Origin of the sequence: Pleomorphomonas carboxyditropha (assembly GCF_002770725.1) — a bacterium.
Lineage (GTDB): Bacteria > Pseudomonadota > Alphaproteobacteria > Rhizobiales > Pleomorphomonadaceae > Pleomorphomonas > Pleomorphomonas carboxyditropha.
Genome location: NZ_NQVN01000007.1, coordinates 17,157 through 29,098, shown reverse-complemented (window position 1 = coordinate 29,098; position 11,942 = coordinate 17,157). Strand labels below are relative to the sequence as shown.

Annotated in this window: 10 protein-coding genes; 9 read left to right on the top strand and 1 reads right to left on the bottom strand. The window is 66.0% G+C overall.

Translation table 11 applies throughout. The features are described from left to right. Positions 1-18: 18 nt before the first annotated feature. The 6 genes from CJ014_RS12280 to larB all read left to right on the top strand — a co-directional run bounded on the left by CJ014_RS12280 (position 19) and on the right by larB (position 6,060). Positions 19-909 carry a dihydrodipicolinate synthase family protein gene (locus CJ014_RS12280; protein ID WP_100080776.1) on the top strand — a complete coding sequence of 297 codons (891 nt, stop codon included), beginning with the start codon at positions 19-21 and terminating at the stop codon, positions 907-909. Positions 910-970: 61 nt separating this feature from the next. Then, a complete protein-coding gene (locus tag CJ014_RS12275) occupies positions 971-1,939 on the top strand; it encodes a hydroxyacid dehydrogenase (protein WP_100080775.1) in 969 nt (322 codons plus the stop codon). A gap of 33 nt (positions 1,940-1,972) precedes the next feature. After that, positions 1,973-3,289 (top strand): nickel pincer cofactor-dependent isomerase, group 22, encoded by a 1,317-nt coding sequence (locus CJ014_RS12270; RefSeq protein ID WP_100080774.1) that lies wholly within the window; start codon positions 1,973-1,975, stop codon positions 3,287-3,289. Positions 3,290-3,300: 11 nt separating this feature from the next. Continuing rightward, complete coding sequence (larC, locus tag CJ014_RS12265; RefSeq protein WP_245427284.1) at positions 3,301-4,590, top strand: nickel pincer cofactor biosynthesis protein LarC; 1,290 nt, start codon at positions 3,301-3,303, stop codon at positions 4,588-4,590. Continuing rightward, complete coding sequence (gene larE, locus CJ014_RS12260; RefSeq protein WP_100080772.1) at positions 4,580-5,407, top strand: ATP-dependent sacrificial sulfur transferase LarE; 828 nt, start codon at positions 4,580-4,582, stop codon at positions 5,405-5,407. Before larC ends, larE begins: the two co-directional genes overlap by 11 nt. Next, complete coding sequence (gene larB / locus CJ014_RS12255) at positions 5,404-6,060, top strand: nickel pincer cofactor biosynthesis protein LarB (protein ID WP_100080771.1); 657 nt, start codon at positions 5,404-5,406, stop codon at positions 6,058-6,060. Before larE ends, larB begins: the two co-directional genes overlap by 4 nt. On the opposite strand, the gene CJ014_RS12250 is transcribed toward larB, so the two are convergent. Continuing rightward, positions 6,057-7,946 (bottom strand): sigma 54-interacting transcriptional regulator, encoded by a 1,890-nt coding sequence (locus CJ014_RS12250; protein WP_165790829.1) that lies wholly within the window; start codon positions 7,944-7,946, stop codon positions 6,057-6,059. The two genes, larB and CJ014_RS12250, sit on opposite strands and share 4 nt — an antisense overlap. A 241-nt stretch (positions 7,947-8,187) precedes the next feature. On the opposite strand from CJ014_RS12250, the gene CJ014_RS12245 reads away from it, so the two are divergent. The 3 genes from CJ014_RS12245 to CJ014_RS12235 all read left to right on the top strand — a co-directional run bounded on the left by CJ014_RS12245 (position 8,188) and on the right by CJ014_RS12235 (position 11,911). Continuing rightward, positions 8,188-9,792 carry an ABC transporter substrate-binding protein gene (locus CJ014_RS12245; protein ID WP_100080769.1) on the top strand — a complete coding sequence of 535 codons (1,605 nt, stop codon included), beginning with the start codon at positions 8,188-8,190 and terminating at the stop codon, positions 9,790-9,792. A 209-nt stretch (positions 9,793-10,001) separates the two neighbouring features. After that, on the top strand, positions 10,002-10,958 hold the full coding sequence (locus CJ014_RS12240) for an ABC transporter permease (RefSeq protein ID WP_100080768.1): 957 nt from the start codon (positions 10,002-10,004) through the stop codon (positions 10,956-10,958). Continuing rightward, complete coding sequence (locus tag CJ014_RS12235; protein ID WP_100080767.1) at positions 10,955-11,911, top strand: ABC transporter permease; 957 nt, start codon at positions 10,955-10,957, stop codon at positions 11,909-11,911. The genes CJ014_RS12240 and CJ014_RS12235 overlap by 4 nt, the downstream gene beginning before the upstream one ends. The last annotated feature ends 31 nt before the right edge of the window (positions 11,912-11,942 follow it).

The window sequence follows — 11,942 nt, the reverse complement described above, 5'->3', positions numbered from 1 at the left end:
AGGGAAGTGGAAAGCCTGATGAGCAACACCCAAGGCCCCTTCGTCGCCATCGTCACCCCGTTCGACGACCGGGAGGAAGTCAACGTCGCGGCGCTCGCCCGGCAGGTCGAGCGCCAGGCGGCGGCCGGCAACGGCGTGTTCTGCGCCGGCACCAACGGCGAGTTCTACACGCTGTCCTTCGAGGAGAAGGTGCGGGTGGCGAAAACCTGCGTCGAGGCTGCGGCCGGCCGCGTGCCGGTGCTCGCCCATATCGGCGAGATCTCGACGCACCAGACCATCGCCCTCGGCAAGGCGGTGGATAAGCTGGGGGTCGCCGCCGTTTCGGTGGTGGCGCCATCGTTCATCGCCTGCTCGCAGGATGAGCTGGTCACTCACTATACGCGCGTCGCCGATGCGCTTTCGGTGCCGGTCTATCTCTACAACATACCGGCCCGCACCGGGAACAGGATCGAGCTGGAGACGGCCGCGCGGCTCGCCGAGCACCCGAACATCGTCGGCATCAAGGACAGCGCCGGCTCCGAGGAAAGCCTCGACGGCTTCCTTGCCGTCGCCCGGCCGCGCAAGGATTTCGACGTGCTGGTCGGGCCGGATCATCTGATCCTGCATGGCCTCAGAAACGGCGCCGCCGGCTGCATCTCCGGCCTCGGCAATATCGCGCCGCTGACGCTGAACGCCATCTGGAAGGCGCATGTCGCCGGCGACAATGCCGGCGCCGACGCCGCCCAGGCCCACTATGGCGCGTTGCGCAAGGCGCTCTATGCCCACGGCTTCCCGCCCACCATGGTCAAGCGCGCCCTCTCTCTCGCCATGCCGGAGGTCGGCAGGAGCCGCGGTCCGGCGATCGTCACCGACGAGGTCAACGACAAGGTGGCGCTGGTCTCGAAGACCTTTGCCGAGGCCGTCGCCTGAGGCGGCCGCCGGCTCTTTCGCCCGCTGCCTGGCGCACCGCCCTTCTCCGGAGTGTGAACCCATGCCCTTCACCGTCCTCAGTCTCGGCGGACCGGTGGCGCCCGAGGGCGAGGAGATCCTCCGCGCCGCCGGCATCGTCTCACTGTCGACCGGTCCCTATCCCGGCAAGACGGAACTCCTTACCCTTCTTGCCGAGATCCAGCCCGACGCGCTGGTGGTGAGGCTGATCGAGCGTGTCGACGCCGAGGTCATGATGGCGTCGCCGAAGCTGAAGGCGGTCGCCAAGCACGGCGCCGGCACCAACGACATCGATATCGCCGCCGCCGCCGCGCTTGGCATTCCCGTGCTGGCTGCCGTCGGTGCCAATGCCCACTCCGTGGCCGAGCATGCGCTGACGCTCATGCTGGCGCTGGCCAAGGATCTACGGGCCCAGGACGCTTTCGTGCGCGGCGGCGGCTGGGAAAAGAAGGCCTATCGCGGTCACGAGCTACGCGGCCGTACCCTGGGCATCGTCGGCATCGGTGCCATCGGCAGCGTCGTCGCCCGGCTGGCCGTTCCGTTCGGCTTGAAGACGATCGCCTACGATCCTTACATCTCCGATGCGGCCTTCGGTCCCCATGCCGAAAAGGTGACAGAGCTCGACACGCTGCTCTCCAGGGCCGATATCGTCAGCCTGCACTGCCCGCTGACGGAGGAGACGCGTGGCATGATCGGTGCGCGTGCGCTGGCGGCGATGAAGCGGGATGCCGTCCTGATCAACACGGCCCGCGGCGAAGTGGTGGACGAGCCTTCGCTCGTCGAGGCGCTCAGGAGCGGCGGCATCGCCGCTGCCGGCCTCGATGTCTTCGCGCCGGAGCCGCCGGCCGCCGCCAACCCGCTCTGGTCGTTCCCCAACGTGATCGTCAGCCCGCACGTCGGCGGCGTCACCGAGGAGGCGCGGCGCGAGCTCTCCGTCATGACCTGCCGCAATCTCGTGGCGCTCCTCGAAGGGCGCAAGGTCGACGCACGCTTCCTGGTTCGTCCGGCGTAACGGGCCGGACTATCCCGACCGCGGAGAACAAGCATGCAGCCGAGCTACGTCAGGCTGGTCGAGAACGTCGCCCTTCCCAAGATGGCGCTGGTGCGCCAGACCTTCCCTGCGGTCGACGCACCCTCGCCGGAAAGAGCCGTTCACGAGGCCATGGCAGGCGCCGCTTGCGTGGCCGAGACCATCCGGCCGGGAATGTCGGTGGCGCTCACGGTCGGCAGCCGGGGGCTTGCCGCGCTGCCCGAGCTCGTACGGGCGATCGTCGGCGAGCTCAGGACACGCGGCGCCGTGCCGTTCATCGTGCCGGCGATGGGCAGCCACGGCGGCGCCACCGCCGAAGGCCAGACGAAGGTGCTGGCGCATCTCGGCGTGACCGAGGCGAGCGCCGGCTGTCCGATCCGCTCCAGCATGGAGACCGTCGAGGTCGGCCGGCTCGCCAACGGCATGTCGGTCCGCATCGACAAGTTGGCCTTTGAAGCCGACGGCATCGTGCTGTTCAACCGCATCAAGCCGCACAGCGCCTTCCGCGCGCCCAACGAGAGCGGCCTCGTCAAGATGCTGTCGATCGGGCTCGGCAAGCAGTCGGGTGCCGACAATTGCCATGCCTGGGGTTTCGATTACGTCGGCCGGTTCATCGTCGAGATGGCGCGGGTGAAGCTCGCCACCTGCCGCGTGCTGTTCGGCATCGCCACCATCGAGAATGCCTACGACCGCTTGTCGCAGGTCGTGGTGCTGCCGACGGACGGCATGATCGAACGCGAGCGCGACTATCTCGCCATCGCCATGGCCAACATGCCGCGCCTGCCGCTCGGCCCGCTCGACCAGCCGCTCGCCTCGGGGCCGCTCGACGTGCTCGTCGTCGACTATGTCGGCAAGGAATTCTCCGGCAGCGGCATGGATCCCAACATCAATGGCCGGCCGTCCACCCGGGCGATCAGCGGCGGTCCGTCGGTGTCGCGCATTGTCGTGCTGGACGTGACCGACAAGAGCGAGGGCAATGCCAACGGCGTCGCGCGTGCCGACGTCATCACCGAGCGCCTGTTCAACCGGTTCGACAGGGAGGCGGTCTACACCAACTCGCTGACCTCGGGCGTGTTGATCGCCGCCGCTTTGCCGATGGCCATGCCGGACGACAGGACCGCGATCCAGGCGGCGGTGAAGACCTGCGAATCGCATCGGCCGGACGCCATTAGCATGATCCGGATTCCGAACACGTTGCATCTCGAGTATCTCTACGCTTCCGAGGCGCTGCTGCCCGAGCTCCTGTCGAGGCCGGGTGTCGACGTCATCGGGGAGGCAAGGGCCATGCGCTTCGACGGCGACGGCCGGCTCCTCGACCCGTGGCCGCATTGAGGACCACCGACATGAGGACTTCCCGGGACAACGGGCAAGGCGGCATGGACATTCGGCGGCACGTTCACCTGGATGCCGTCGGCGGTATTGCCGGCGACATGTTCGTGGCCGCCATGCTCGATGCTCTGCCGGATCTCGAGGCGCGGGTACGGGCCGACCTTGCGGCGGTGCTGCCCGTGGCGGCGGGACGGATCGACATCACGCGCGGTACGAGCGGCGGCCTCGCCGTCCGGCGCTTCGCCCTGGTGTCGCCGGTTGATCGCGACGACCCTCCTCATGATCATCACCATGATCATGGACATCCCCGAGGACCGGTGGATGGAGCAAGGCCGTCGGCGCCCGTCCGCTACGACGACATCGTCGCCTTGATCCGGGCTGCTCCGCTGGCGCCGGGCAGCGCCGAGGAGGCCTTGGGAATCCTGCGCCGGCTTGGCGAAGCAGAGAGCCGGGTGCACGGCGTGCCGCTTTCCGCCGTGCATTTTCACGAGATTGCCGACTGGGATTCGCTTGCCGACGTCACGGCCGCCGGCTCGATCATCGCCGCGCTCGGCGAGGTGACCTGGAGCGTGTCGGATCTGCCGCGCGGCGGCGGCCGCGTCCGCACCCGTCACGGCCTGCTGCCGGTGCCGGCGCCGGCAACGGCGCTGCTGCTCGAAGGCTTCCGCCTCGTGGACGACGGGGTCGCCGGGGAGCGGGTGACGCCGACCGGCGCGGCTATTCTCGCCCATCTCGTCGATGCCGCTGCTCGTCCGCCGGCGAGTGCGAGGCTGCTCGCCAGCGGCCTGGGAGCCGGCACGCGCGAGCTGCCGGGCATACCCAACATTCTGCGGGCGATGGTGCATGACATCGCCGCGCGGCCATTGCCGACGCGGGATGCCGTTTTCGTCGTCGCCTTCGACGTCGATGACATGACCGGCGAGGAGATTGGCCACGCCGCCGAGCGCCTCAGGGCGACGCCCGGCGTTTTCGATCTCGCTCTCGCCGCGCATCTCGGCAAGAAATCCCGGCCGCTGACCACGTTTCGCCTGTTGGTCGATCCGGCGCGCCGCGACGAGGTGGTCGACCTCTGTCTTGTCGAGACGTCGACGATCGGTGTTCGCTGGCACATGGTCGAGCGCCGCGTGCTCGACCGGCGCGCGGAAACGGCTGCCGGTTCCGGCGGCTCCCTGCGGCTGAAGGCCGTGACCCGGCCGGACGGCAGCGTTACCCGGAAGATCGAGGCCGACGACATCGGCCGTCTCGATGGTCTCGCCGCCCGTCGAAGGATGGCCCGCCTGACGGAGAGGAACCATGACGACTGACCCGGTTCCCGCGCGGCTCGTCGAGACGATCGAACGTTTTTCGACGCTGGCCGTCGCCGTCAGCGGCGGCGTCGACAGCATGGTGCTCGCCCACGTCGTCCACGACCGCACGCGGACGCGGCTCGTGGCCTTCCACGCTGCCTCGCCGGCGGTGCCCGCCGCGGCGACGGAGCGTGTCCGGGCCCATGCGCACCGTTTCGGGTGGCAGCTTCGGGTCGTCGATGCCGGCGAGCTTGACGATCCGACCTATCGCGCCAACCCGGTCGATCGCTGCTTCTTTTGCAAGAGCCGGCTCTACGGTCGCATTCGATCCGTTGCCGGCCTGCCGACCGCTTCCGGCACGAACCTCGACGATCTCGGCGACTATCGTCCGGGTCTCAGGGCAGCCGAGGATCACCAGGTCGTCCATCCCTTTGTCGAGGCGGGGCTTGCCAAGCGTGACGTCTACGCGCTGGCCGCTGCCCTTGGGCTCGACGATCTCGCCGCGCTGCCGGCGCAGCCCTGTCTTGCCAGCCGCATCGAAACCGGGCATGTCGTCGACGCTCCGACGCTTGCCTTCGTCGAACGGGTGGAAACGGCGCTGGCGCCACTTTTGCCGCAAGCGGCCCATTTGCGCTGTCGCGTCACCGCCGCCGGCACGGTTGTCGAGGCCGATCCTTTGCCTGCTAACGATGAGAGCGAAGCCGTCGCTTCCCTGGCGGCCCGTCTCTGCGACGAGGCCGGCCGCATCTTCGTTGGTCTGCGTCCCTACCGGCGCGGTTCGGCCTTCCTGCGGCCTGCGTCCACGGACGCGCGCGATGGGCGATCGATGCAATGAGCGACGACTTTCTGATCGACTGGGACCGTGAGCGACGAACGGGAGTGACGGAAGCGATATTCTGTGCCGGCAAGAGCACCCTGCAGCTCACGGCTATCCTGCGATCGGCCGGGGAACAGCGGCTGTTGCTCACCCGGCTCTCGGCGACGGCTCTTGAAGCCTTGCCGGCCGACCTCGCGGCGCGGCTCGACTTCGATCCTCTCTCCCATACCGCCGTTCTGGGGCCTGCCGTGGTCGTGGCCCCGGCGCGGGTCTGCATCGTTGCCGCCGGTACCTCCGATCTGCCCGTGGCCAGGGAGGCCGAACGCACGCTCGCCTTCCATGGCGAAGGCGCACACCTCATTGGCGACGTCGGCGTTGCCGGCCTGTGGCGGCTGATGTCTGAGATCGAGGCGATCCGCCGTCACGCGGTGGTGGTCGCGGTGGCCGGCATGGAAGGCGCGCTATTCTCCGTGCTGGCCGGTCTCGTCGACGCTCCGGTCATCGCGGTGCCGACCTCCGTCGGCTATGGCGTCGCCGAGGGCGGACGGGCGGCGCTGTCGTCGGCGCTCGCCTCCTGTGCGCCCGGCCTTGCCACCGTCAATATCGACAACGGCTTCGGGGCGGCCTGCCTCGCACTCCGCATGCTGCGGCTGGCACCCCGGCACGCTTAGGCAGGAACCTTATCCGGCGCTTTGTCCAGCCAGCGCTTGACGGTATTGCGGTCGATGCCGAGACGCTGGGCGGTGCGGGTGACGTTACCGTTTTCGGCCCGGAATACTTTGCTGACCTTGGCGACGATGAAATCCTCGAGCGTCGCCTCCTGCTGATTTTCGTCGTCGGCGCCCGTCATGCCTATGCTGGCGAACTCGGTCATCAATGGCATGTCGAACGGCGACAGCGTGTGCAGCGTCGCGTATTTCTCGGCAAGATTCTCGAGCTCCCGGACGTTGCCCGGCCAGGAATAGCGGCGCAGCAGCGTCAGGATCTTTTCGGGGATCGCCGGCATGGCGATGCCGCGCCGCTCGCACTTCCTGGCGAGGAACAGTTCGAACAGTTGCTCGGGGTCGTTCTCCCGCTCGCGCAGCGGCGGGATTTTCAGGTCCAGCGTGTTGAGGCGATAGAACAGGTCGGCGCGCAGGCGGCCCTGCTGGATCTCCTCGAGCGGCTTCCGATTGGTGGTGGCGATGATGCGGACCTTGATCGGGATGATCTTGTTGCCGCCGACCCGCATGATCTCCTGCGTCTGCAGCGCCCTGAGCAGCTTGGACTGCAGGAAAAAGTCCATCTCCGTCAGCTCGTCGAGGAACAGCGTTCCCTCGTGGGCGAGCTCGAACAGGCCGATCTTGCCCGAGCGGGCGGCGCCGGTGAAGGCGCCCGGCGCATAGCCGAACAGTTCGCTCTCGAGCAGCGCGCCGGGCAGCGCCGCGCAGTTCACCGCCACGAAGGGGCCCTTGGCGAGCGGCCCGGCGTTGTGGATGGACTGGGCGAACAGCTCCTTGCCGGTGCCGGTCTCGCCGACGATCATGATGTTGCTGTCGCTTTGGCTGTACTGTTTTGCCACCGCCACCAACTGGCGCATCTTTTCGCTGGCAAAGAAGATGTCGTCGAAGGTGTATTTGGCGTAGAAGCCGCTGTCGGCGAGCTTCCTGCGAATGACGTTGCCGGCGTCCTGGATCTTCTGGACGGGCTGGAACAGGATGACCGACGCGCTGCCGGTCTGGCCGTCGGCCGACACCGTGATGTGATCGAGCGCCAGTTTCTCGTCGCGGTAGTTGACGAGCATGTTGCGGGCGGTCTGGTTCTTGCGGAAAGCCCTGCTGAGCTCGGTGCTGTCGAAATAGTCGGAGAGCAGGGCGCCGATCAGCTCCTCGCGCGACTGCGACAGGATGTCGCAGCCCTGCCGGTTGATCTCCTCGATGACGCCTTCCCGATTGACCAGGATGGCGCCCTCCCGCGAACAGTCGAGCACGGTGGCGAGCTTCTCCTCGGCGAGGATGTAGCGGCAGAGGTTGTTGTAGACCAGCATGGCGCGCTCGAAGGCGTCGAGCAGCGTCTCCAGGCTGGATTCGATCAGGTAGGCGTCGAGGCCCCGCGCCTGCGCCCAGTGATAGGCGATGGCGTCGCCGATGACGACGTCCGGGTCCCATTTGCCGATCCGGTCCATCTGCACCTGGAAGGACGACTTTTCCTTCAGCTCGAAGGACCGGTAGGTGCGGCCGAGCACGTCGCACACCGGCGCCACCAGGTTGATTAGCGGCTCGAAGCCGGCGACGGCGATCTTCGTTTCTTCCGTGGTTTCCTTGTAGACGTAGGCGAGGGTGCGCTGCACCGACGCCTCGACCTCGATCACCTCGACGCCGAGCTCCTGGCGGATGAGGCGCGCGGTGCCACCGCGGCTGATGATGATCCTGGCGCCTTCGGCGATGGCCTGCCGCGCCGCCCGGACACCCTGCTGCAGGTCGCCGAGATAGACCTTTGCCGGATAACCCGACGCTTCGACGATGCTCTGGGCGGCAATGCTGATGCGCTCGTGCGGCGCGATGAATGCAATGACCATGGTTTCCTCCCGCCGGGAGCATGGAAGCGGCCAGGGCGAAAGGCAAGAGAGCGCCGTTGCGTATTGCACCAGCCGCTCCGGCATCTTTCAGCAATCGTTGGGTCTTCCCAACCTTGCGGCAATAGAAAATCCAGATAATTCAATATAATAGATAGGTTGGCACATCGTTTGCGTTTGATGCTGCCAAGGCGCTTGGAGGAGCGCTGAGTACGGATGATAAAATTATGGAGAGGAGACATCCATGAAGGACTTCCGGAAATACCTGATGATCGGGCTTGCGGCGGCGGCGCTGTCGACCGCCGTTCCCGCCTGGGCCGATCAGGTGCTGAACATCGCCCATCCGGCCCTCGAGCAGAGCTGGTCGCCGTTGCAGGGCGGCGGGCACGTCGGCCGCTGGCAGTCGCTGTGGTGGGCGGCGCCGATGTATTTCGACAAGGACGGCAAGCTGACGCCTTACGTGCTGTCGAGCGCCACCCATGACGGAAGCTTCAAGACCTGGACGCTCGCCATCGACCCGAAGGCCGTCTTCTCCGACGGTTCGAAGATCACCGCCGAGGATCTCGTCGGTACCTGGAACCTCTGTGCCCGCCCGGCAACCAAGCATGCCCGCGTCAACCTGTTCCTGGGCGATGTCGAGGGCTTCAGCGATGTGGTGCTCGGCAAGGCCAAGGACATGACCGGTCTTTCGGTCGCCGGCGACGGCACGGTCACCGTCAAGCTGGCGGTGCCGGATCCCATCTTCGACCAGAAGATCGCCACCGCCCTGATTCCGCCGGTGAAGATCTCGCAGGCCGTCGACGACAGCGGCGCCGAGAAGACCGACTGGTGGCGGCCGGAAAACGGCGTCGTCGTCTCCGGTCCGTTCATGCCGGAGAGCATGGACCTCGATCAGGGCATCGTCACCATGGTGCCCAATCCGAACTTCTTCGGTCCGAAGCCCAAGCTCGAGAAGGTGGTGATCACCACCGTGTCCGATCCGATCACGGCGACGCTGATGCTGAAGCGCGGCGAAATGGATGCCGCTACCGAGCTGATCACGCCGACCATCATCCAGGACCTCGGCGCCGATTTCCTCGATGGCCCGCCGCTCGCCAAGGGCCAGCAGTTCTGGTTCGACATCTCCAAGCCGCCGATGGACGACATCAACGTCCGCAAGGCGCTGACCATGTCGGTCAACTCGCAGGAGCTCGCCCTTGCGGCCTTCCCCGAAGGGCCATTCACGGCGGCCGGCCAGATCCTCAACAAGGTGCCCGGCGTCGATCCGGACTTCCCGAACTATCCGTTCGACCCGGAAGCGGCCAAGGCGGCGCTCGCGGCCTCCAAGTACAAGGATGGTGGTCATCTTCCCAAGATCATGTTCGTCGGCATCTCCACGCCGACGCATGAGGCGGCCGCCCAGTATGTCGCCGAACAATGGCGCAAGATCCTGGGCATCCAGGGCACCGAGATGAAGCCGGCCATCGAGACCTATGCCGGCCCGGACCAGAAGAGCGTCCAGGTGTTCCGCGACGACGTCGGCACGCGCGTGCCGGACGCGGTTTCCTACCTGATGGGCGCCATCCACTCGGGATCCGGCAATGCTCTCAACAAGATGGGCGGGTACAAGAACGAAGAGGTCGACAAGCTCCTCGAGGAAGCTGCCGCCAAGGGCGTCGACGATCCGGATCGCGTCGGCTTCGCCCAGAAGGCGCAGCGCCTGTTCCGCGAAGACTGGATGTACATTCCCTACTACTACGACGTGATGTCGAAGTGGGCGATGCCCTGGGTGCAGAACTTCGACAAGAACGATGACTGGCAAGTCATCGAGCCCTGGAACGTCACCATCGACGAAGAGAAGCGCCCGTAAGGACCCATGCCAAAAGAGGAGCGGGCAGAGAGGCGATGTCTTCGCCCGCTCCCCTATGCCTAAGGCATTCGTCGGTCGGGTTGATGCGACCCGAGCGAAAAACGGCCGCTGAAGAAAAAGCTGAAGAAAAAGAAGCTGGAGCGTTCGCCTGACGACAGGACTTTTCGGTCCGATCCACGAATGCTCCGGAATTTGCCGGAGGATACCCCATGGGGCGCTATATAGTCAGTAGACTTGTCAGGTGGATACCATCTGTCTTCATCCTTCTCCTGCTCGTCTATGCACTGGTGTATTTCGGTGCCGGCGACCCGATCAAGCTCATCTTCCTGCAGGCCCCCGGCGACGTTGCCTATGATCCGGCGCGCGTCGAGGCGATCCGCGAAGCGGCCGGCCTGAACCGTCCGTTCCTGGTCCAGTTCTGGGACTACGTCGTGAACGTCGCCCAGGGCAATTTCGGCAACTCGCTGGTGTCGGGCCGGTCGGTCAACTCGATGATCGCCGCCGCGGTGCCGGTGACGCTGAAGATCGGCCTGTCGGCCATCGTCATCGTGTCGCTGGTCGGCATCGTCCTCGGCGTGATCGCCGCCCTCAACCAGAACAAGTGGCTCGACAACCTCATCGTCGGCTTCGCGCTGGTCATCTGGGGCATTCCGGTGTTCGTCGCCGGCCCGCTGATCATCGTCTTCATGGTCCTGGTGCTGAACCTCAACGTTCCCTACGGCTGGGCCGGCCTGTTCGACACCAAGGTGATCGTGCCGCTCCTGGTGCTCGGCCTCAACCCGATGGCGCTGATCATCCGCCAGGCGCGCGCCGGCGTGCTGGAGGTGCTGAGCGAGGACTACGTGCGCACCGCCCGCGCCAAGGGCATTCCCAACTATCAGGTGGTGATGCGCCACATCATGCGGCCGGTGCTGACCCCGGTGGTCAGCCAGATCGGCCTCCTGGTGATCGCCACGCTGAACAACTCGATCCTCATCGAGAAGGTGTTCGGCCTGCCGGGCCTCGGCCGGATGACCGAGACGGCGATCAAGTCGTCGGATTATCCGGTCATCCTGGCGATCGTGCTGATCTTCTCGATCGTCGTCATGGCCTCCAACCTCCTCGTGGACATCTCCTATCCGCTGCTCGACCCCCGCGCCGCCGCAAAAAAGACGGAGGATGAATGATGACGGACCAAGCTCTCCCTTTGCAGCAGGAAGAAAAGCAGTTCAGCCTGGCCAAGGATGCCTTCATCCGTCTGATCGCTAACCGGCTGGCGATCGTCGGCATGGTGCTGGTCCTCTTCCTGTTCTTTGTCGCCATATTCGGCCCGTACATCACGCCCTACGACTTCCTGAGCCAGGACCTGATGGCGCGTAACCAGCCGCCGTCGTGGCAGCACTGGTTCGGCACCGACGACCTCGGACGCGACATCATGAGCCGCGTCATCTACGGCTCGCGGACCGCCGTCATCGTCGGCTTCTCGACGGTGTCGTTCAGCCTGGTGATCGGCCTGTTCATGGGCGCGCTCGGCGGCTACTTCGGCGGCAAGATCGACGCCTTCGTGGTGTGGCTGATCGATATCACCATGTCGATTCCCTCGCTGCTCCTCGTCATCGTGATCAACGTGTCGCTGAAGCCGCCGCTGGTGAACTGGATGGACGCCCGCTTCCTCGCCACCGGCAACGAGTTCTATCGCAACACCATCTGGGTCGACTTCGTGCTGGTGTTCGGCTCGCTGGCGCTGATCAAGTGGCCGAAGGCCGCCCGTATCGTCCGCGGCCAGATCCTGTCGATCCGCAACAAGAACTACGTGCTGGCGGCCGAGGCGCTCGGCGTGCCGACGGCCAAGATCGTCCGCCGCTACGTCATCCCCAACGCGCTCGGCCCGATCATCGTCTACATCAGCGCCTCGCTGGGCGAGGCCATGGTGCTGGAATCTTCCTTCAGCTTCCTCGGCGTCGGCGTGCGTCCGCCCATTCCGAGCTGGGGCAACATGATCAGCGACGGCCTGCGCATCTGGCAGCTCTACCCGCACGTGCTTGCCGCGCCGGCGGCGGTGCTGGCGATCGTCACCATCGCGTTCAGCTTCCTCGGCGACGGCCTGAACGACGCCCTCAATCCGCGGCAATGGAAATGAGCGCGCAACAACGACAAGAAGGGGAGGGCGT

Bases quoted from the DNA above. Each gene is read 5' to 3' on its own strand.
- CJ014_RS12280 (WP_100080776.1), top strand. From the start codon at position 19: ATGAGCAACACCCAAGGCCCCTTCGTCGCCATCGTCACCCCGTTCGAC.
- CJ014_RS12275 (WP_100080775.1), top strand. From the start codon at position 971: ATGCCCTTCACCGTCCTCAGTCTCGGCGGACCGGTGGCGCCCGAGGGC.
- CJ014_RS12270 (WP_100080774.1), top strand. From the start codon at position 1,973: ATGCAGCCGAGCTACGTCAGGCTGGTCGAGAACGTCGCCCTTCCCAAG.
- larC (WP_245427284.1), top strand. From the start codon at position 3,301: ATGAGGACTTCCCGGGACAACGGGCAAGGCGGCATGGACATTCGGCGG.
- larE (WP_100080772.1), top strand. From the start codon at position 4,580: ATGACGACTGACCCGGTTCCCGCGCGGCTCGTCGAGACGATCGAACGT.
- larB (WP_100080771.1), top strand. From the start codon at position 5,404: ATGAGCGACGACTTTCTGATCGACTGGGACCGTGAGCGACGAACGGGA.
- CJ014_RS12250 (WP_165790829.1), bottom strand. From the start codon at position 7,946: ATGGTCATTGCATTCATCGCGCCGCACGAGCGCATCAGCATTGCCGCC.
- CJ014_RS12245 (WP_100080769.1), top strand. From the start codon at position 8,188: ATGAAGGACTTCCGGAAATACCTGATGATCGGGCTTGCGGCGGCGGCG.
- CJ014_RS12240 (WP_100080768.1), top strand. From the start codon at position 10,002: ATGGGGCGCTATATAGTCAGTAGACTTGTCAGGTGGATACCATCTGTC.
- CJ014_RS12235 (WP_100080767.1), top strand. From the start codon at position 10,955: ATGATGACGGACCAAGCTCTCCCTTTGCAGCAGGAAGAAAAGCAGTTC.